Raw genomic sequence first — 20,026 nt, 5'->3', positions numbered from 1 at the left:
TCCTCTGGTGCCGGTGCCTGCGTCAGCGCGCGGCGGCGGCGATCGATTCCTTGGCGGCGGCGGTCACGGCCTCCGGGGTGAACCCGAACTCGCGGAACAGCACCTTCGCGTCGGCCGAGGCGCCGAAGTGCTCCAGCGACACGATCCGGCCGGCGTCGCCGACGTAGCGGTGCCAGGTCAGGCCGATGCCGGCCTCGACCGCGACACGGGCCCTGACCGACGGCGGCAGGACGCTGTCCTTGTACTCCTGGTCCTGCTCCTCGAACCACTCGACCGAGGGCATCGAGACGACCCGGGCCGGGATGCCCTCGGCCTGCAGCGCCTCGCGGGCGGCCACGGCCAGCTGGACCTCGGAGCCGGTGCCGATGAGGACGACCTGGGCGTCAGCGGTTTCGCCCGCGGGGCCCGTGGCCTCGAACAGCACGTAGCCGCCCTTGGCCGCGTCCTCGTTGCGCTCGTAGGTCGGCACGCCCTGGCGGGTCAGCGCCAGGCCGTGCGGGGTGCCCTTGCCGAAGACCTTGGTGTGGCGCTTGAGGATCTCGCGCCAGGCGATGGCGGTCTCGTTGGCGTCGGCCGGGCGGACCACGGCCAGGCCCGGGATGGCGCGCAGCGAGGCCAGGTGCTCGACCGGCTGGTGGGTCGGGCCGTCCTCGCCGAGGCCGATGGAGTCGTGCGTCCACACGTACGTCACCGGCAGGTGCATCAGGGCGGACAGGCGCACGGCGTTGCGCATGTAGTCGGAGAACACCAGGAAGGTGCCGCCGTAGATGCGGGTGTGGCCGTGCAGCGCGATGCCGTTCATCTCCGCGGCCATGGCGTGCTCGCGGATGCCGAAGTGGATGGTGCGGCCGTACGGGTCGGCCTCCGGCAGCGGGTTGCCCTCCGGCAGGAACGAGGAGGTCTTGTCGATGGTGGTGTTGTTGGAGCCGGCCAGGTCGGCCGAGCCGCCCCACAGCTCCGGGATGACCGAGCCGAGCGCCTGCAGCACCTTGCCGGACGCGGCGCGGGTGGCGACACCGGTGCCGGGCTCGAAGACCGGGAGCTTGTCCTCCCAGCCCGCGGGCAGCTCGTTGGCCTGGATGCGGTCGAACTCGGCGGCGCGCTCGGGGTTGGCGGTGCGCCAGGCGGCGAGCTCCTTCTCCCACTCGGCGCGCACGTCGCGGCCGCGGTCGAGCGCCTTGCGGGTGTGGGAGATGACCTCGTCGGAGACCTCGAAGGTCTGCTCGGGGTCGAAGCCGAGGACGCGCTTGGTGGCGGCGACCTCGTCGTCGCCCAGCGCCGAGCCGTGGGCGGCCTCGGTGTTCTGGGCGTGCGGGGCCGGCCAGGCGATGATCGAGCGGGCCGCGATGAAGGACGGACGCTCGGTCTCGGCCTTGGCGGCCTGCAGGGCGGCGTACAGGGCCTTGGGGTCGAGGTCGCCGTTCTCCTGCTGCGCGACGCGCTGGACGTGCCAGCCGTAGGCCTCGTAGCGCTTGAGGGTGTCCTCGGAGACCGCGGTCTCGGTGTCGCCCTCGATGGAGATGTGGTTGTCGTCCCAGAGCAGGACCAGGTTGCCCAGCTTCTGGTGGCCGGCCAGCGAGGAGGCCTCGGCGGAGATGCCCTCCTGGAGGCAGCCGTCACCGGCGATGGCGTAGACCATGTGGTCGAAGGGAGAGGTGCCCGGGGCGGCCTCCGGGTCGAACAGGCCGCGCTCGTAGCGGGCGGCCATGGCCATGCCCACCGCGTTGGCGACACCCTGGCCCAGCGGGCCGGTGGTGGTCTCGACGCCCTTGGTGTGTCCGTACTCCGGGTGGCCCGGCGTCTTGGAGCCCCAGGTGCGGAACGACTTCAGGTCGTCCAGCTCCAGACCGAAGCCGGCCAGGTAGAGCTGGGTGTAGAGGGTCAGCGAGGAGTGGCCCGCGGACAGCACGAAGCGGTCGCGGCCGACCCACTCGGGGTCGGCGGGGTCGTGGCGCATGACCTTCTGGAACAGGAGATAGGCGGCGGGTGCCAGGCTCATCGCCGTACCCGGGTGGCCGTTGCCGACCTTTTGTACGGCATCCGCGGCCAGGATGCGGGCGGTGTCAACGGCCCGCTGGTCCAACTCGGTCCAGTCGAGCTCTGTGGTGGTCGGCTTGGTGCTCACCCTGGGTCAGGGCTCCTCTCCACATGTCGAATCCCGGTGACGAAGGTCACCGGTCGCCCGGTGGCCAAACGCGCACCGGTTGTGTTTCCGAGCCTACCGTCGACGGGGCGTGCGGCTATTCGAGTGCCCACCGCCCGTCCGGGTCGGATCGCGCGGTCGGCGCACCCCCGAGATCACGCCCGTACGTGTGATCCGGTCGGTCCAACACGAGCCGACCCCCGCGCAGGGCCACGTATGGGCAACGTCTACAGTGGCGTGGTACGCGCAAGTCTTTACGGGGCATTCACGCCCGAAAGCTTGCTGGGAGTCTCTGTCAGGGGTGTGCGTGACGGCCGTCGAATCCCGTCCAGCGGGGGTGCTCGGGACGAGCCCCGGTCACCGGCCGTTCGGGGCCCGGGCCATGGGTTTCGTGGCTTTGACCAAGCCGCGGATCATCGAACTTCTGCTGATCACCACAGTGCCGGTGATGTTCCTCGCCGAGCAGGGCGTGCCCTCGCTGTGGCTGGTTCTGGCGACCTGCCTCGGCGGTTACCTGTCGGCGGGCGGTGCCAACGCGCTCAACATGTACATCGACCGCGACATCGACGCGCTGATGGACCGCACGTCGCAGCGGCCGCTGGTGACCGGCATGGTCAGCCCGCGCGAGGGCCTGGTCTTCGGCCTCGTCCTGGCCGTGGTGTCGACCCTGTGGTTCGGCCTGCTCGTCAACTGGCTGTCCGCCGCCCTGTCGCTCGGTGCGCTCCTCTTCTACGTCGTCGTCTACACGATGATCCTCAAGCGCCGTACCGCGCAGAACATCGTGTGGGGCGGCATCGCCGGCTGCATGCCGGTGCTCATCGGCTGGTCCTCGGTCACGAACTCCATGTCGTGGGCCGCGGTCATCCTGTTCCTCGTCATCTTCTTCTGGACGCCGCCGCACTACTGGCCGCTGTCCATGAAGGTGAAGGAGGACTACGCGCGCGTGGGCGTGCCGATGCTCCCGGTCGTCGCCTCGAACAAGGTGGTCGCCCGCCAGATCGTCGTCTACAGCTGGGTGATGGTCGCCGTCTCGCTGCTGCTCACCCCGCTCGGCTACACCGGCTGGTTCTACACCGCCGTGGCGCTGGCGGCCGGCGGCTGGTGGCTGTGGGAGGCGCACGCCCTCCAGGCCCGTGCCAAGTCCGGTGCGACGGGCGGCAAGCTCAAGGAGATGCGCCTCTTCCACTGGTCCATCACCTACGTGTCGCTGCTGTTCGTGGCCGTGGCCGTGGACCCCTTCCTGCGCTGACGCCGTGGCCCCGGGCGCGGGCGGTGTGACCTCCGTCCCGCGCCGCGCCCCCTTCCTCCCTTGATTACTCGCCGGTAGCATCGAGTCATGGCAGACACCAAGCAGGAGCGCACGGCGGCGAAGCTCGCGAAGCGGATCGGCGACTTCTCCCAGCAGCACGGCGGCGCCGAGGGGCAGCTCGCCTACATCGGCCAGATGGGCACCCGCATCGTCCTCGTCGGCGAGGACGGCGGCTGGGGCGACCTGGTGGCCCCGAGCCACGACGTCGCGCGGCTGGCCGCCGAGAAGGCCGGACTGACCCTGCACGAGGACTTCGACGGGGAACTGGCCGCCAAGGTGAAGACCGGCCCGTACGAGTGGAAGCGGATGGCCGGCATCCAGCTCGGCAGCCCTTCCTGACCCCTCCGGCACCCGTCCCGGGCCTCCGGCGCCCCTGCCGCACGGCCCCGGCGGCACGGCCCGAGACCCGTCGAACGACGGTACGGTCGCGCGCGGCAGCAACACCTGACGCCCCCGTCACCCGTTAGGACGTGTGGAAGCACATCCCGCCGGACCGTCCCCGGCGGGATTCCCGACGTCCGCAACGGGATGCCCGGATGATCGACACGCCGTCCCTGGTGGACCAGTACTGCCACGGGGTGCTCCGTACGGAGCTCGGCCTCGGCACCTTCGAGGCCCATCTGGGGCGCGCCGCGGGCCCGCCCGCCCCCGGCACCACCTTCTTCGACACCCAGACCGGCTTCGCCGTACGGCGCTGGTGCCCGCCCCTGCTGGGCCTCGAACCGCACTGCGCCCCGGCCCGCTACCTCGCCCGGCGCCGCGAGCTCGGCGTCGTCGAGTCGGGCCGCCGGCTGCTGCGGGGCTCCGGGATCACCACGTACTTGGTCGACACCGGACTGCCCGGCGACCTCACCGCCCCCGGCGAGCTGGCCGCGGCCGGGGCCGCCGAGGCCCACGAGATCGTCCGCCTCGAACTGCTGGCCGGCCAGGTGGCCGATGCCTCCGGGACCGTCGAGGCCTTCCTCGCCCAGCTCGCCGGGGCCGTCCACGGGGCCGCCGCCTCCGCCGTGGCCTTCACGTCCGGCGCCGGCGCCGGCCCCGCGCTCGCCTTCGCGCCCGACCCGCCGGGTCCCGGCGAGGTGCGCGCGGCGGCGGCCCGTTGGCTGGAGTCCCGGGCCCGGGCGCGGGCGGCGGCGCACGCCGCGCCCGCCGGGTCCCGCGAAGGCGGGGGCGGCGTGGACCCCGTACTGCTGCGGCACCTGCTGTGGAGTGCGGTGGCCACCGGCCTGCCGCTGCAACTGCACGCCGGGCCCGGGGACCCGCGCCGGCGCATCGACCGTACGGATCCGGCCCTGCTGACGGACTTCGTCCGTGCGACCGCAGGGCTCGGCACCGATCTCGTCCTGCTGCACGGGTATCCGTACCACCGGCACGCGGCGCATCTCGCCGGCGCCTTCCCCCACGTGTACGCCGACCTCGGACCGGCCCTCGCGCACACCGGTGCGCGGGCGGCCGGGGTCCTGGCGGAGTTCCTCGAACTCGCGCCCTTCGGCAAGCTGCTGTTCTCCAGCGGGGGCCGGGCGCTGCCCGAACTGCACGTGGTCGGCGCGCGCGTGTTCAGCGACGCGCTGGCCCGGGTCCTGGGCGGCTGGGTGGGCGACGGGGCCTGGTCCCTGCGGGACGCGGAGCGGGTCGCCGGAATGATCGCGGCGGGCAACGCGCGGCGCGTGTACGGGCTGGAGGGCGGCGGCTGACCCGCCGGGCGGGTCGCCGGACGGCGGGTCAGCCGGCAGGCCCGACGCCGCCCGGCGGGTCTCCGGCCTGCGGGCCTGCGGCCGGCGGGTCTCCGGTCAGCAGGTTCCCGCCGGGCGGCAGCGCGTCAGTGGGCCGCGGACAGCGCCGGGTCGCTCTGCGCGGGGATCCCCGCACTGGCCACCGGCCGCTCGCGCAGGCCCAGGACCACCCGCAGCACCGCGATCCACACCAGGCACGAGCCCAGCATGTGCGCGGCCACCAGCACCTCGGGCAGCTTCGTGAAGAACTGCACGTACCCGATCGCGCCCTGGGCCAGCAGCACCACCAGCAGGTCGCGGGCGCGCGCCCGGGTGTCGTCCGGGGCGTCGACCACCTTCAGCACCAGCCACATCGCCACGGCCAGCGCGCACACCAGCCAGGCGGCGATCGCGTGCACGTGGGCGGTGGTGGCCCAGTCGAAGGGCATCCGCGGCACGTCGCTGCTGTCACCGGCGTGCGGGCCGGAGCCCGTCACCACGGTGCCCGCGGCGATCAGCACGAAGGACGTGCCCAGCAGGGCCCAGCCCAGCTTGCGCACCGGGCCCGGCACGCGCGGCCGCGGGGCGGCGTCGCCCTCGCCGGTGCGCACCCAGGTGATCGTCGTGACGGTGATGAGGGAGGTGGCGAGCAGGAAGTGCGCCGCCACGCTGTAGGGGTTGAGCCCCAGCCAGACGGTGATGCCGCCCAGCACCGCGTTGCTCATGACGATGAAGAACTGCGTCCAGCCGAGCTTCGTCAGCGAACGCCGCCACGGCTTGGCCGAACGGGCCGCCAGGATCGCCCAGCCCACCGCCGCGCACAGCACGTACGTGAGCATCCGGTTGCCGAACTCGACCGCGCCGTGGAAGCCCTGGGCCGACGTGACGATGAGGCTGTCGTGGGTGCACTTGGGCCACGTGTCGCAGCCCAGGCCGGAGCCGGTGAGCCGGACGGCCCCGCCGGTGACGACGATGACCACGCTCATGACGACGGCGGCGAGCGCCGCGCGCCGGAGCACCCGGGGTGTGGGCGTCCAGCGCCGGGCGATGGAGGCGAAGGGGTTCAACACGGGCCCTATCGTAGGACGCGCCTTGTGCAAACTTTCACGAGGGGGTGCCGGTGTGGCCCCCCGACGGTGTGTGCGTCAGCCGGAAGCGGGAACCGGCCGGATCGCCCTCCTCGTGCCACCACACCAGGACCCGCCAGGGAGTTGCGTCCCCGGGGTAGTCCGGGGAGGTCGTGAAGTCCCGCACCAGGCCCGTCCCGGTCTCCTCCGCCGTGCGATCCGTCACGTCGGCCGAGCCGCGCCAGGGATGTCCCAGTACGTCCCACAATCCGTCAGGACCGCGCACCTCGAAGCGCCATACGGCCCGCCACGGCCGCGCGCTCAGGGTGGCCCGCACCGCCCCCTCGTCGACCTGCAGCCCGGCCGCGATCACCAGCGGGTCCACGCCCTGGATGCGGGCGGCGAGCACGGCGTGCGGCAGCAGCGTCTCGGGCAGCCGCCCGTCCGCGCGCAGGGCGGCCAGGGTGTCGAAGGACAGCAGGCGCAGCCGGAGCTCCAACTGCCGGCCGAGGTGCTTGACCGCCTCCTCCGCCTCCTCGTAGCCGGGGCCGCCGGCCCGGGCCAGGGCGCGGAAGCCCGCCTCGGCGTCCGCCGCCCAGGCCACCGCGTCCGCCGCCAGACCCAGTTCGGCGAGCCGGTCGCCGGCGAACACCTCGGCCTGCGCGAGTCCCCTGATGTTGACCGGATCCCGCTGGTCGAGCCGCCGCCACACCTCCACCGCGGCCAGCGTCAGATCGCGGGCCCGCTCGCCGGCCGCCCGCTCGATGGGTCCGGGCACCGTCTCGCCGCCCGGACCCAGCGGGAACCGCGGCAGCCGGTCGGCGTCGCTCAGCGGCCAGGCCAGCCACACGCCGTGGTTGATCAGCCCGCGGGCGTACCAGCGGGCGTACTCGGGGGAGTGCGGCGCGGCCTGCTCGGCGTACCGCATGCCCTCTTCGATCGCGGCCAGCGCCGCCGGCCGGTCCCCTTCGGCGAACCGGCGCGCGGCCAGGTCGCTCAGCCGCAGCCCGAGCCGCGCGGCGCACTCGGGATCGGTCCGGGCGGGCTCGCGCAGCGCCCCGATCAGCTCCGCCAGCAGTGCCTCGGCCTCGGCCGGCGGCAACTCGGCCGCCCCCGCCCTGATCCGAGCCCATTGCCCGTCCAGCCGCAACGCGGCCTCTCGCGCCACCATGTCCGCCCCCCGGCTCCGTGGTCAGTGGAGGCGTCCATCCTGACCCGCCCGCTACTCCCAGCGGAAGTGCCGCCCCGCCAGACCCAGCCCGAGCACCGACCATCCGGCCAGCAGGCCCAGCTGTTCCCAGGGCAGCCCGGCGCCGTGCTGGAGCACGTCGCGCAGCCCCTCCGACAGGGCGGAGACCGGCAGCAGCTCCAGGACGGACCGGACCGCGCCGGGGAACTTGTCCAGCGGCACGGCGACCCCGCCGCCGACCAGCAGGAGCAGGAACACCAGGTTCGCCGCGGCGAGGGTGGCCTCGGCCTTGAGGGTGCCGGCCATCAGCAGCCCGAGACCCGAGAACGCGGCGGTGCCGAGCAGCAGCAGGACGGCCACCGCGAGCGGGTTGCCGTGCGGCGACCAGCCGAGCGCGAGGGCGATCGCGGTCAGCAGCGCCACCTGGAGCACCTCGGTGACCAGCACCGACAGCGTCTTGGCGGCCATCAGGCCCCAGCGCGGCAGCGGCGAGGCGCCCAGCCGCTTCAGCACGCCGTAGCGGCGGTCGAAGCCGGTGGCGATGGCCTGGCCGGTGAAGGCGGTGGACATGACGGCGAGCGCCAGCGCGCCGGGGGCGAGGAAGTCGACCGGTTCGCCCGCGCCTGTGTCGATCACGTCGACCGTGGCGAACAGGACCAGCAGCATGGCGGGGATGATCACGGTCAGGAGCAGCTGCTCGCCGTTGCGCAGCAGCATGCGCGTCTCCAGCGCGGCCTGCGCGCCGATCATGCGGGCCAGCGGCGCCGCGCCCGGCTTCGGGGTGAACGTGCCGGCGCTCATCCGCGCAGCTCCTTACCGGTCAGCTCGAGGAAGACGTCCTCCAGGGTGTGCCGCTCGACGGAGATGCCGTCGGGCATCACGCCGTTCTGCGCGCACCAGGACGTGACGGTGGCGAGCAACTGCGGGCCGACGCTGCCGGTGATGCGGTAGGCGCCGGGGGTGAGCTCGACGGCCGCGCTGCCGTCGGGCAGGGCCTTGAGGAGGGAGGCCAGGTCGAGTCCCGGGCGGCCCGTGAAGCGCAGGGTGTTCTCGGCGCCGCCGCGGCACAGCTGCTCGGGGCTGCCCTGGGCGATGACCTTGCCGGCGTCGATGATCGCGACGTCGTCGGCCAGCTGCTCGGCCTCGTCCATGTGGTGGGTGGTGAGGACGACGCCGACGCCGTCGGCGCGCAGCTCGCGCACCAGCTCCCAGGTGGCGCGGCGGGCCTGCGGGTCGAGGCCGGCGGTGGGTTCGTCGAGGAAGACCAGCTCCGGGCGGCCCACGACGGCCATCGCGAGCGCGAGGCGCTGCTGCTGGCCGCCGGACAGGCGCCGGTACGGGGTGCGCCCGCAGCCGCCGAGGCCGAGGCGCTCCACGAGGGCGGCGACGTCCAGCGGGTGCGCGTACAGCTTCGCCATGTGGCGCAGCATCTCGACGGCGCGGGCGCCGGAGAAGACACCGCCAGACTGGAGCATCACGCCGATGCGGGGGCGCAGGGCCTCGGCGTCGGCGTAGGGGTCGAGGCCGAGGACGCGGACGGTGCCGGAGGCGGGCGGGCGGTAGCCCTCGCAGGTCTCGACGGTGGTGGTCTTGCCGGCGCCGTTGGGGCCGAGCACCGCGGTGACGGTGCCGTACCGGACGTCGAGGTCGAGTCCGTCGACGGCGGTCTTGTCGCCGTACCGCTGGACCAGGCCCCGTACGCGCACGGCGGGGCCGGCCGTGTCATCACTCATGGGGGCGAGTCTACGAAGCGTGGGGGGCGGCCCGGGCCGTCGGGGGAAGCGGGGGTCGGTTCCCGGCCGGGTCCAGCACCCACGGGCGCCCTGGCCTGCGGCGCGGTCGCCGGAACGGACCCCCGACGAATACGGAATTCCAGATTCCAAATTACTCTGCGTCGACAAATAAGGTAACCCTTAGTGATAGAGGACACCTGGAGTGGCGTCCGTCACGGCTTGTCGCTCCTTCGGCAATTACGCAACAATGGCGTTGTGAAAAACGAGGCACGGATGATCGAGACCCCTCACGGGGACCTCGCTACCGGGGAGCGGTCAACCCGCAACCGGGTCGCGCGCTCGATCCTGGACCACGGTCCCTCGACCGTGGCCGACCTCGCCGGGCGACTCGGCCTCACCCAGGCCGCCGTCCGCCGCCACCTCGACGCACTCGTCGCCGACGACGTGGTCGCCCCCCGTGAGCAGCGCGTCTACGGAGCGCGCACCCGGGGCCGGCCCGCCAAGGTGTTCGCGCTCACCGACTGCGGTCGCGACGCCTTCGACCAGTCGTACGACAAGCTCGCCGTCGACGCCCTGCGCTGGATCTCGAAGGCCGCGGGCGGCGGGGAACAGGGCGAGGCGGCCGTCGCGGCGTTCGCGCGCGACCGGCTGGCCGCCCAGGCGGAGGCCTACCGGGAGGCCGTGGACGCGGCCGAGCCCGCGGACCGTACCGAGGCCCTCGCCAAGGCGTTGACCGCGGACGGGTACGCTGCTACGGCGAAGAGCGCTCCCGGTCCGCACAGCGGAGAACAGCTCTGCCAGCACCACTGCCCGGTCGCCCACGTCGCCGAGCAGTTCCCGCAGCTCTGCGAGGCGGAGACCGAGGTCTTCTCCAAGCTGCTCGGGACCCATGTGCAGCGGCTCGCCACCATCGCCCACGGCGACGGGGTGTGCACCACGTTCATTCCGCGCGGCGCCGCCCCACAGACCACTTCATCAGCATCTGCAAGCACGGCCGGGAGGAACCCCGCATGACCACGGAGATTGCTCACCCTGAGCTCGAGGGCCTGGGCAAGTACGAGTACGGCTGGGCCGACTCCGACGCGGCCGGTGCCGCCGCCAAGCGCGGTCTCAGCGAGGACGTCGTCCGGGACATCTCGTCGAAGAAGAACGAGCCCGAGTGGATGCTGAAGCTCCGCCTCAAGGGCCTGAAGCTCTTCGACAAGAAGCCCATGCCGACCTGGGGCTCCGACCTCTCGGGCATCGACTTCGACAACATCAAGTACTTCGTGCGTTCCACCGAGAAGCAGGCCGCTTCCTGGGAGGAACTGCCCGAGGACATCAAGAACACGTACGACAAGCTCGGCATCCCGGAGGCGGAGAAGCAGCGCCTCGTCGCCGGTGTCGCGGCCCAGTACGAGTCGGAGGTCGTCTACCACCAGATCCGTGAGGACCTGGAGGAGCAGGGCGTCATCTTCGTCGACACCGACACCGCGCTGAAGGAGCACGAGGAGCTCTTCAAGGAGTACTTCGGCACCGTCATCCCGGTCGGCGACAACAAGTTCGCGTCGCTGAACACCGCCGTGTGGTCCGGTGGCTCGTTCATCTACGTCCCCAAGGGCGTCCACGTCGAGATCCCGCTGCAGGCCTACTTCCGCATCAACACGGAGAACATGGGCCAGTTCGAGCGGACGCTGATCATCGTGGACGAGGACGCGTACGTCCACTACGTCGAGGGCTGCACGGCCCCGATCTACTCCTCGGACTCGCTGCACAGCGCCGTCGTCGAGATCATCGTGAAGAAGGGCGGCCGCTGCCGCTACACGACGATCCAGAACTGGTCGAACAACGTGTACAACCTCGTCACCAAGCGTGCCGTGGCGTACGAGGGCGCGACCATGGAGTGGATCGACGGCAACATCGGCTCCAAGGTCACCATGAAGTACCCGGCCGTCTACCTGATGGGCGAGCACGCCAAGGGCGAGACCCTCTCTATCGCCTTCGCCGGCGAGGGCCAGCACCAGGACGCCGGCTCCAAGATGGTCCACATGGCGCCGAACACCTCCTCCAACATCGTCTCCAAGTCGGTGGCGCGGGGCGGCGGCCGCACGTCGTACCGCGGCCTGGTCGAGATCGGCGAGGGCGCCTCGGGCTCCAAGTCCAACGTGCTCTGCGACGCGCTGCTCGTCGACCAGATCTCCCGCTCGGACACGTACCCGTACGTCGACGTCCGCGAGGACGACGTGTCCATGGGCCACGAGGCCACCGTCTCCAAGGTCTCCGAGGACCAGCTCTTCTACCTCATGAGCCGCGGCATGACCGAGTTCGAGGCCATGGCCATGATCGTGCGCGGCTTCGTCGAGCCGATCGCCAAGGAGCTGCCCATGGAGTACGCCCTGGAGCTCAACCGGCTGATCGAGCTGCAGATGGAGGGTGCGGTCGGCTGACGGCCACCCGCCCCACCACCAGCTCCACGGTCCGTCCCTCGCGGGCCGAGGACCGCAACGACGTAGGAAGAGAGCAAAACGACAGCCATGGCTGAGGCTCAGAACATCCCGGCGGGGTCGACCACCGCCGGAGCGATCGCGGTGGCCGCGGAGTCCACCGTCGCCACCCGGATGAGCGCACCCCCGTCCTTCGACGTGGCGGACTTCCCCGTGCCGCACGGCCGCGAGGAAGAGTGGCGCTTCACCCCGCTGGAGCGCCTGCGCGGCCTCCACGACGGCACCGCGACCGCCAACGGCAGCATGAAGGCCCAGATCGACGCCCCCGAAGGGGTCACCGTCGAGTCGGTGGAGCGCGACGACGAGCGCGTCGGCAAGGCCGGCACGCCGGTCGACCGCGTCGCCGCCCAGGCGTTCTCGTCCTTCGCCAAGGCCACGGTCGTCACCGTGCCCAAGGAGACCGTCCTCACCGAGCCCGTGCGCGTCTCGCTGCACGGCGAGGGCGGCACCACCTTCGGACACACCGTCTTCGACGTGAAGCCGTTCGCCGAGGCCGTCATCGTCATCGACCACACCGGTGACGGCGTGCGCGCCGCCAACGTCGACTTCCTCGTCGGCGACGGCGCCAAGGTCACCGTCGTCTCCATCCAGGACTGGGACGACACCGCCGTCCACTGCTCCCAGCACAACGCGCTGGTCGGCCGCGACGCGTCCTTCAAGTCCTTCGTCGTGACCTTCGGCGGCGACCTCGTCCGCATCCACCCGCGCGTCGCGTACGCGGGCCCCGGCGGCGAGGCCGAGCTGCTCGGCCTGTACTTCACCGACGCCGGCCAGCACCAGGAGCACCGCCTCCTGGTCACCCACAACGTGCCGCACTGCAAGTCCAACGTGGTCTACAAGGGCGCACTGCAGGGCGAGGCGGCCCACGCCGTCTGGATCGGCGACGTCCTCATCGAGAAGACCGCCGAGGGCACCGACACCTACGAGCTCAACCGCAACCTCGTCCTCACCGACGGCGCGCGGGTCGACTCCGTGCCGAACCTGGAGATCGAGACCGGCGAGATCGTCGGCGCCGGCCACGCCTCCGCGACCGGCCGCTTCGACGACGAGCAGCTCTTCTACCTCCAGGCCCGCGGCATCCCGGCCGACGAGGCCCGCCGCCTGGTGGTCCGCGGCTTCTTCGCCGGGCTGGTCCAGCAGATCGGCGTCGCCGACCTGGAGGAGCGACTCATCGCGAAGATCGAGAACGAGCTCGAGGCGGCCGTCTGATGACCTACGTGAAGGCCTGCGCGCTCAGCGAGCTGGAGGAGAACACCCCCAAGCGGGTGGAGCTCGACGGCACCCCGGTGTCGATCGTCTCCACCGACGGCGAGGTGTTCGCGATCAACGACATCTGCTCGCACGCGAACGTCTCCCTGTCGGAGGGTGAGGTCGAGGACTGCCAGATCGAGTGCTGGCTGCACGGGTCGGCCTTCGACCTGCGCACCGGCAAGCCGTCCGGCCTCCCCGCGACGCGCCCCGTCCCCGTTTACCCCGTAAAGATCGAAGGGGACGACGTGCTCGTCTCCCTCACCCAGGAGTCCTGAGGCATCCATGGCTACGCTTGAAATCCACGACCTGCACGTCTCCGTCGAGGCGGAGAACGGCGCCCGCGAGATCCTCAAGGGCGTCGACCTGACCGTCAAGCAGGGCGAGACGCACGCCATCATGGGCCCCAACGGCTCCGGCAAGTCGACCCTGGCCTACTCCCTCGCCGGCCACCCGAAGTACACGATCACCGGTGGCACCGTGACCCTCGACGGCGAGGACGTCCTCGAGATGTCCGTCGACGAGCGCGCCCGCGCCGGCGTCTTCCTCGCCATGCAGTACCCGGTCGAGGTCCCCGGCGTCTCGGTCTCCAACTTCCTGCGCACCTCCGCCACCGCCGTCCGCGGCGAGGCCCCCAAGCTGCGCACCTGGGTGAAGGAGGTCAAGGAGGCCATGGAGCGTCTCTCCATGGACCCGGCCTTCGCCGAGCGCAACGTCAACGAGGGCTTCTCCGGCGGTGAGAAGAAGCGCCACGAGATCCTCCAGCTCGAGCTGCTCAAGCCGAAGATCGCGATCCTCGACGAGACCGACTCCGGCCTGGACGTCGACGCCCTGCGCATCGTCTCCGAGGGCGTCAACCGCGTGCGCGACACCGGTGAGGTGGGCACCCTGCTCATCACCCACTACACGCGCATCCTGCGCTACATCAAGCCCGACCACGTCCACGTGTTCGCGAACGGCCGCATCGTCGAGTCCGGCGGCGCCGAGCTCGCGGACCAGCTCGAGGCCGAGGGCTACGACAAGTACGTGAAGGGTGGCGCGACCGCGTGACACAGCTGCCTGGCCTCCTCGACACCGAGGCGATCCGCAAGGACTTCCCCCTGCTGGATCGTGTGGTCCACGACGGGAAGAAGATCGTCTACCTGGACTCCGCGGCGACCTCGCAGAAGCCGCGCCAGGTGCTCGACGCGCTGAACGAGTACTACGAGCGGCACAACGCCAACGTCCACCGCGGCGTGTACTTGGTCGCCGAGGAGGCCACGGCGCTGTACGAGGGCGCGCGCGACAAGGTCGCCGCGTTCGTCAACGCCCCGAGCCGCGACGAGGTGATCTTCACCAAGAACGCCTCGGAGTCGCTCAACCTGGTCGCGAACATGCTCGGTTGGGCCGACGAGCCCTACCGGGTCGACCACGAGACCGAGATCGTCATCACGGAGATGGAGCACCACTCCAACATCGTGCCGTGGCAGCTGCTCTCGCAGCGCACGGGTGCGAAGCTGAGGTGGTTCGGGCTCACCGACGACGGCCGCCTCGACCTGTCGAACATCAACGAGCTCATCACGGAGAAGACGAAGATCGTCTCCTTCGCGCTGGTCTCCAACCTGCTCGGCACCGTCAACCCCGTCGACACCATCGTGCGCCGGGCCCAGGAGGTCGGCGCCCTGGTGCTGCTCGACGCCTCCCAGGCCGCCCCGCACATGCCGCTCGACGTGCAGGCGCTGGGCGCCGACTTCGTGGCCTTCACCGGTCACAAGATGTGCGCCCCGACCGGCATCGGCGTCCTGTGGGGCCGCCAGGAGCTGCTCGAGGACCTGCCGCCGTTCCTCGGCGGCGGCGAGATGATCGAGACCGTCTCGATGCACTCCTCGACGTACGCCCCGGCGCCGCACAAGTTCGAGGCGGGCACGCCCCCGATCGCCCAGGCCGTCGGCCTCGGCGCGGCCGTGGACTACCTGAACGCCATCGGCATGGACAAGATCGCCGCCCACGAGCACGCGATCACCGAGTACGCGCTGAAGCGCCTGCAGGAGGTTCCCGACCTGCGGATCATCGGCCCCACCACGGCCGAGGACCGCGGCGCCGCGATCTCCTTCGTACTCGGCGACATCCACCCGCACGACGTCGGCCAGGTCCTGGACGAGCAGGGCATCGCGGTCCGCGTGGGACACCACTGCGCGCGCCCGGTCTGCCTGCGCTACGGAATTCCTGCGACCACGCGAGCGTCGTTCTACCTGTACTCCTCCCCGGCCGATGTCGACGCCCTGGTCGACGGCCTGGAGCACGTACGCAACTTCTTCGGGTAGGAGAGCGCTTCAGTGAAGCTGGATTCGATGTACCAGGAGCTGATCCTGGACCATTACAAGCACCCGCACGGCCGCGGTCTGCGTGACGGCGACGCCGAGGTGCACCACGTCAACCCGACGTGCGGCGACGAGATCACGCTGCGGGTGAAGTACGACGGCGAGACGCTCACGGACGTCTCGTACGAGGGCCAGGGCTGCTCCATCAGCCAGGCGAGCGCGTCGGTCCTCAACGAGCTGATGGTCGGCAAGGAGCTCGCCGAGGCGCAGAAGATCCAGAGCACGTTCCTGGAGCTGATGCAGTCCAAGGGCAAGATCGAGCCCGACGAGGCGATGGAGGAGGTGCTGGAGGACGCGGTCGCGTTCGCCGGCGTCTCGAAGTACCCGGCCCGCGTGAAGTGCGCGCTGCTGAGCTGGATGGCGTGGAAGGACGCGACCGCCCAGGCCCTGGGCGAGGGCGCCGAGAGGAAGACGGCATGAGCGAGAACGCAACTCCCGAGGTGACCACGAAGCCGGCCACCGAGGAAGAGGTCCGCGAGGCCCTCTACGACGTGGTCGACCCCGAGCTGGGCATCGACGTGGTGAACCTGGGCCTGATCTACGGCATCCACATCGACGACGCCAACATCGCGACCCTGGACATGACCCTGACGTCCGCGGCCTGCCCGCTGACCGACGTGATCGAGGACCAGGCCAAGTCCGCGACCGACGGCATCGTCAACGAGCTGCGGATCAACTGGGTCTGGATGCCCCCGTGGGGCCCCGACAAGATCACCGACGACGGTCGCGAGCAGCTCCGCGCCCTCGGGTTCAACGTCTGAGCACAGCCCGTCCGAGCACGGTCCGTGCGAGAACGGCCCTCAAGGCGCTTCGCGAAGGCCCCCGGCACCTCGGTGCCCGGGGCCTTCGCGCGTTCCGGCGGTGGGCCTTCGGGTGTTCCGGCGCCGGCTCTTCGGGTGTTCCGGCCGTGGGCCTTCGGGTGTTCCGGCGCGGGGCCTTCGGGTGTTCGTCCGCCGTACGGGCGGCGTGCACGCGGAGTTGGGGCGGCGGGCCGAGCCTTCTCACGGCCGTCACGCCGTGACGGCGCACGTGAGAGGAAACCGCCGTGACCGTTCGCCACGCCGCCGGGCTCGCCGGCGCAGCCGCCCTGCTGGTCGCCGGGCTGACCACGCCCGCGCAGGCCGTGACCTACGGGACGCCGACCATCAGCCTGTCGGCGGCCTACCTGTCGGGTGCCGTCGGTGGCGTGGGCGACCCGGTCGTCACCGTGACCGTCGGTCAGAGCGGCGCGGACGCGAGCGCGCTGACCGTGGCCGTGTCGGCCAGCAGCAGGACCTCGGTGGCCGCGACCTCGGACGTGACCGTCACCGGCACCGGCGCGGTCCGTACCCTCGCGGTGGCCGCGCGCGGCCGCGGCTACGCCGACCTGACCGTCAAGGTGACCGGCCTGGGCGGCAAGAGCGCCACCAGGACCCTGTCGTACGCCGCCTCCGCCGCGGTGCAGAACCCGGCGGACGCCCGCTACCTGACCGGATCCTCCGACGCCTCGGCCGCTGTCGACCTCGGCGGCGGCTACGCGGTCGTCGCGGACGACGAGTCCAACGTGCTCCGGCTGTACGACCGTTCGCGCTCCGGCGCGCCCGTGCGCACCTGGGACTTCAGCTCCCGGATCGGCGCCACCAAGGAGATCGACATCGAGGGCGCGGCCCGGGTCGGTGACACCATCTACTGGACCGGCTCGCTCGGCAACAACAAGGACGGCGAGTACAGGGCCGACCGCAACACCGTCTTCACCACCAAGGTCACCGGCACGGGCGCGAACGCCCAGCTCAGCTACGGGCGTTCGTACCGCAGGCTGCGCGACGACCTGGTGGCCTGGGACACGGCGAACGGCAACCGCTACGGCTTCGCGGCCGGCACGGCCACCGGCCAGGCGCCCAAGCAGATCGACGGCTTCAACGTCGAGGGCCTGGAGTTCGCGCCCGGCTCGACGAGCACCGCGTACATCGGCTTCCGCGCCCCGCTCGCCCCGGCCGTGCCCGGCGGCAGGGCCCTGGTCGTGCCGGTCACCAACATGGACCAGGTGCTGGCCACCGGCGCCAAGGCGGCATTCGGCACGCCGATCGAGCTGGACCTGGGCGGCCTGTCGGTCCGCGACATCCGCAGGAACGCCGCCGGTCAGTACCTGGTCCTGGCCGGCAGCTGGGCCGCCGACGACAACACCGACCCGTACGCCCTGTACTCCTGGGACGGTGTCGCCGGCCACGCGCCGGTCAAGGTCGCGGACCTGCCGACCGGCGACGCGGGCGGCTGGGAGTCCGTGGTCGAGGTCCCGGACCTGGGCGTGCCCGGTGCCCGGGTCCAGCTGATCACCGACAACGGCTCCGCCGACCTCTACGGGGACGGCGTCGAGGCCAAGGACCTCACCCACCCGGAGTGGAAGAAGTCCCGGTCCGCCTGGTTCACGATCGGCTGACCGGACACCCTGTGCGTCCGGTCCTCCGGCAGACCGCGGCCGGGGACCGTCAGAAGGTGCCCGGCGGGGGTCCGCCGGGCACCGGCGGCTGCGCCGGTGCGGCCGCCGCGGCGGCGGCCAGGGAGGGCGCGAGGTCCTCGCGCCGGATCCGCTGGTCGACGTAGAGCAGGCCGCTGGCCAGCTGCGGCAGGCCCATCTGGAAGACCTGCGAGACGACGGTGCCGATCAGGATGGACAGGAAGTAGACGACCATCCCACCGACCAGCGCCCCGGTCCCGGCGTCCGGATCGGCCGCGGCGAACGCGGTCGGCACCATGGCGAAGAACCCGACCAGCATGAACGGCAGCTGGATGAGGTAGCCGATCACGGCGGCGATCGCGAGGGTCAGCAGTGTGATGCCGAAGATCCGCCACCAGGAGTCCTTGACCAGCCGGGACGAGCGGCGCAGCGCCGCGACCGGGCCGAGCTTCTCCATCACCACGACGGCCGGGGCCAGGCTGAACTTGACGCCCAACCAGACGGTGAGCGGGAGCGCGAGCAGGACGATCAGCGGCAGGGCCAGGAGCGCCCCGGGCGGCTCGGGCTGCGAGTAGTCCGCGGTCGCGGCCACCACGATGCCGACCACCAGGGCCACGAGCCACGGCAGGCCCGCGGTGACCATGGTGAGCAGCAGGGTGCCGAGCATGGCCGGCAGCCGGGACCAGGACCGGCGGAACATCGCGCCGAAGGTGGTGCGGCGGCCCAGTACGGCCTCCTGGAGCACGTTCGGGACCAGCGAGCTGATCACCGCCCAGCCCAGCAGCATCAGCGCGCAGAGCAGCAGCCCCAGCGGGACCAGCGTCCACAGCACCGGAACCAGGTCCTCGTCGGCCGGGGTCGCCCCGGCCGGCAGGTCGAAGACGCCGTCGAGGTGCTCCCACACCAGTCCGAGGCCGAGGGCGACCGCGCCCACGACGACGAGGAGCCCGGCGCCCTGGACCGCCAGCATGACGCCGACCAGCTGCTTCCAGTAGCGGCCGAAGGTCGAGAACGCCCCGGCGAGGACGTCGCCGAGGCCGAGCGGCTGCAGCGGGATCACTCCGGGCCGGGGTGGCGGGGGCGCCCAGCCGCCCGCCCAGCCGCCGGGTCCGCCGGGTGCCCCGTAGGGCGCTCCGTACGGGGCGCCGCCGTGCGGCTGTCCGTACGGGTTGCCGCCGTTCGCGTTGCCGCCGTTCGGGTCCGACGGCGGTGGTCCCCACCCCTGGTTCTGCGTCATGCCTGTACTCCGTGTGGCTGGATTCTTCTCCCCCTGGAGGGGACACGGTAGCCCGGGTGTCCCGTTCCCCCGGACGGAGGTACCCACACCCACTGCGCACGTGCGTTCGTATCGTTGTGTACGGGTGTACGCATCGTTGTGTACGCTCGTACGCATGCCTTACGTCCTGCTGGCCGCGGCCATAGCGGCAGAGGTGGCCGGGACCACCGCGATGAAGTACAGCCACGGCTTCAGCAGGCTCTGGCCGTCGCTGGGGACCCTCGTGGGCTACGCCGTGGCCTTCACCCTGCTCGCCCAGGCGCTCAAGTCCATGTCGGTGGGCACGGCGTACGCGATCTGGTCCGGCGTCGGGACGGCGGCCATCGCCGCCATCGGCATGCTCTTCATGGGCGAGGCGGCCAACGCCGCCCGCCTGGCCGGGATCGTGCTGATCATCGCCGGGGTGGTGCTGCTCAACATGGGCGGCGCGGGGGCCCATTGATGGCCGCCGTCCGCCGTTACGACCCCCAGCGCCGCGAGCGCATCCTCGACGCGGCGATCCGCGTCGTGGGCGCCAAGGGGATCGCCGGGCTCGGTCACCGGGCCGTCGCGGCCGAGGCCGACGTGCCGCTGGGCTCCACCACCTACCACTTCGCGACGCTCGACGACCTGCTGGTGGCCGCGCTGCGGCGGATCAACGCCCGGTTCGCCGAGCGGGTCGCGGCGAGCGCGGCCCTCGACGACCCGTGCGTCGACCTGGCCGACGACCTCGCCCGGCTGCTGGGGGAGTGGCTGGCGGGCGGTCCGGCGGGCGACCGCACCGACGTGGAGCTGGAGTACGAGCTCTACCTCGCCGCCCTGCGCCGACCCGCGCTGCGACCGGTCGCGGCCGAGTGGTGCGAGGCGGTCACCGCGCACCTGTCCCGGCGGACCGATCCGCGGACGGCGCGGGCACTGGTGGCGATGATGGACGGGTTCGGCCTCCAGGTGCTGCTCACCGGCGCGCCGTACGACGCGGGGTACGTCGCGGACATGCTGCGGCGCGTCCTGCGCTGAGCGGTGGCCGCGGCGGGGGCCCCGGTTGCGTACGGCGCCCGTCGGCCACGGCCCGCTCGCTCGTCAGTCCCGGACC

At 71.8% G+C, this 20,026-nt stretch carries 20 protein-coding genes; 14 read left to right on the top strand and 6 right to left on the bottom strand.

Annotated elements, in window-relative coordinates; genetic code table 11:
* Positions 1-22: 22 nt before the first annotated feature.
* Positions 23-2,125: a transketolase gene (gene tkt, locus IF43_RS0111305; protein ID WP_030197725.1), complete on the bottom strand. Its 2,103-nt coding sequence runs from the start codon at positions 2,123-2,125 to the stop codon at positions 23-25.
* A 319-nt stretch (positions 2,126-2,444) separates the two neighbouring features.
* Between tkt and IF43_RS0111300 the strand changes: the two genes are divergently transcribed.
* From IF43_RS0111300 to IF43_RS0111290, 3 genes are all read left to right on the top strand, one after another.
* Entirely contained in the window at positions 2,445-3,392 is a 948-nt protein-coding gene (locus IF43_RS0111300) for a heme o synthase (RefSeq protein WP_199922714.1), read from the top strand.
* A gap of 87 nt (positions 3,393-3,479) precedes the next feature.
* Positions 3,480-3,791 (top strand): hypothetical protein, encoded by a 312-nt coding sequence (locus tag IF43_RS0111295; RefSeq protein WP_030197716.1) that lies wholly within the window; start codon positions 3,480-3,482, stop codon positions 3,789-3,791.
* A 197-nt stretch (positions 3,792-3,988) separates the two neighbouring features.
* On the top strand, positions 3,989-5,146 hold the full coding sequence (locus IF43_RS0111290; protein WP_030197713.1) for an amidohydrolase family protein: 1,158 nt from the start codon (positions 3,989-3,991) through the stop codon (positions 5,144-5,146).
* 125 nt (positions 5,147-5,271) lie between these two features.
* Here the strand turns inward: IF43_RS0111290 and IF43_RS0111285 are convergent, their stop codons facing one another.
* Genes IF43_RS0111285 through IF43_RS0111270 form a run of 4 tightly spaced genes read right to left on the bottom strand, consistent with a single transcriptional unit; the run spans position 5,272 to position 9,153 of the window.
* Positions 5,272-6,264: a heme A synthase gene (locus tag IF43_RS0111285; protein WP_078910077.1), complete on the bottom strand. Its 993-nt coding sequence runs from the start codon at positions 6,262-6,264 to the stop codon at positions 5,272-5,274.
* A gap of 4 nt (positions 6,265-6,268) precedes the next feature.
* Positions 6,269-7,402 carry a hypothetical protein gene (locus tag IF43_RS0111280; protein ID WP_158939276.1) on the bottom strand — a complete coding sequence of 378 codons (1,134 nt, stop codon included), beginning with the start codon at positions 7,400-7,402 and terminating at the stop codon, positions 6,269-6,271.
* Positions 7,403-7,453: 51 nt separating this feature from the next.
* Positions 7,454-8,221 carry an ABC transporter permease gene (locus IF43_RS0111275; RefSeq protein WP_030197707.1) on the bottom strand — a complete coding sequence of 256 codons (768 nt, stop codon included), beginning with the start codon at positions 8,219-8,221 and terminating at the stop codon, positions 7,454-7,456.
* The gene (locus IF43_RS0111270; RefSeq protein WP_030197706.1) at positions 8,218-9,153 is read right to left on the bottom strand and encodes an ABC transporter ATP-binding protein; all 936 of its coding nucleotides are present in this window, start codon (positions 9,151-9,153) and stop codon (positions 8,218-8,220) included. The genes IF43_RS0111275 and IF43_RS0111270 overlap by 4 nt, the downstream gene beginning before the upstream one ends.
* 273 nt (positions 9,154-9,426) lie before the next feature.
* Between IF43_RS0111270 and IF43_RS0111265 the strand changes: the two genes are divergently transcribed.
* The 9 genes from IF43_RS0111265 to IF43_RS0111225 all read left to right on the top strand — a co-directional run bounded on the left by IF43_RS0111265 (position 9,427) and on the right by IF43_RS0111225 (position 17,660).
* Positions 9,427-10,167, top strand: coding sequence for a metalloregulator ArsR/SmtB family transcription factor (locus IF43_RS0111265; RefSeq protein WP_030197705.1), 741 nt, complete (start codon positions 9,427-9,429; stop codon positions 10,165-10,167).
* Complete coding sequence (sufB, locus tag IF43_RS0111260) at positions 10,164-11,579, top strand: Fe-S cluster assembly protein SufB (protein WP_030197704.1); 1,416 nt, start codon at positions 10,164-10,166, stop codon at positions 11,577-11,579. Before IF43_RS0111265 ends, sufB begins: the two co-directional genes overlap by 4 nt.
* An 87-nt stretch (positions 11,580-11,666) precedes the next feature.
* A complete protein-coding gene (gene sufD / locus IF43_RS0111255; RefSeq protein WP_030197702.1) occupies positions 11,667-12,845 on the top strand; it encodes a Fe-S cluster assembly protein SufD in 1,179 nt (392 codons plus the stop codon).
* Positions 12,845-13,162: a bifunctional 3-phenylpropionate/cinnamic acid dioxygenase ferredoxin subunit gene (locus tag IF43_RS0111250; RefSeq protein WP_030197700.1), complete on the top strand. Its 318-nt coding sequence runs from the start codon at positions 12,845-12,847 to the stop codon at positions 13,160-13,162. Before sufD ends, IF43_RS0111250 begins: the two co-directional genes overlap by 1 nt.
* A 7-nt stretch (positions 13,163-13,169) precedes the next feature.
* A complete protein-coding gene (gene sufC, locus IF43_RS0111245; protein ID WP_030197697.1) occupies positions 13,170-13,934 on the top strand; it encodes a Fe-S cluster assembly ATPase SufC in 765 nt (254 codons plus the stop codon).
* The gene (locus IF43_RS0111240; protein ID WP_030197694.1) at positions 13,931-15,187 is read left to right on the top strand and encodes a cysteine desulfurase; all 1,257 of its coding nucleotides are present in this window, start codon (positions 13,931-13,933) and stop codon (positions 15,185-15,187) included. Before sufC ends, IF43_RS0111240 begins: the two co-directional genes overlap by 4 nt.
* Positions 15,188-15,199: 12 nt before the next feature.
* Positions 15,200-15,664, top strand: a complete 465-nt coding sequence (gene sufU, locus IF43_RS0111235; RefSeq protein WP_030197691.1) for a Fe-S cluster assembly sulfur transfer protein SufU — start codon at positions 15,200-15,202, stop codon at positions 15,662-15,664.
* Entirely contained in the window at positions 15,661-16,005 is a 345-nt protein-coding gene (locus IF43_RS0111230) for a metal-sulfur cluster assembly factor (protein WP_030197688.1), read from the top strand. Before sufU ends, IF43_RS0111230 begins: the two co-directional genes overlap by 4 nt.
* 326 nt (positions 16,006-16,331) lie before the next feature.
* Positions 16,332-17,660, top strand: coding sequence for a hypothetical protein (locus IF43_RS0111225; protein ID WP_107048464.1), 1,329 nt, complete (start codon positions 16,332-16,334; stop codon positions 17,658-17,660).
* A gap of 49 nt (positions 17,661-17,709) precedes the next feature.
* Here the strand turns inward: IF43_RS0111225 and IF43_RS0111220 are convergent, their stop codons facing one another.
* Entirely contained in the window at positions 17,710-18,915 is a 1,206-nt protein-coding gene (locus IF43_RS0111220) for a hypothetical protein (RefSeq protein WP_051795114.1), read from the bottom strand.
* Positions 18,916-19,069: 154 nt separating this feature from the next.
* Here IF43_RS0111220 and IF43_RS0111215 point away from each other — a divergent pair, with 154 nt between their 5' ends.
* A complete protein-coding gene (locus tag IF43_RS0111215; RefSeq protein WP_030197680.1) occupies positions 19,070-19,396 on the top strand; it encodes a multidrug efflux SMR transporter in 327 nt (108 codons plus the stop codon).
* Complete coding sequence (locus tag IF43_RS0111210; RefSeq protein WP_030197678.1) at positions 19,396-19,950, top strand: TetR/AcrR family transcriptional regulator; 555 nt, start codon at positions 19,396-19,398, stop codon at positions 19,948-19,950. The genes IF43_RS0111215 and IF43_RS0111210 overlap by 1 nt, the downstream gene beginning before the upstream one ends.
* The last annotated feature ends 76 nt before the right edge of the window (positions 19,951-20,026 follow it).

It is taken from the genome of Streptomyces sp. NRRL S-87 (genome assembly GCF_000719335.1).
Taxonomy (GTDB): Bacteria; Actinomycetota; Actinomycetes; order Streptomycetales; family Streptomycetaceae; genus Streptomyces.
Note: the sequence above shows the minus strand (reverse complement) of the source record. Positions and strands in the feature narration are given on the sequence as shown.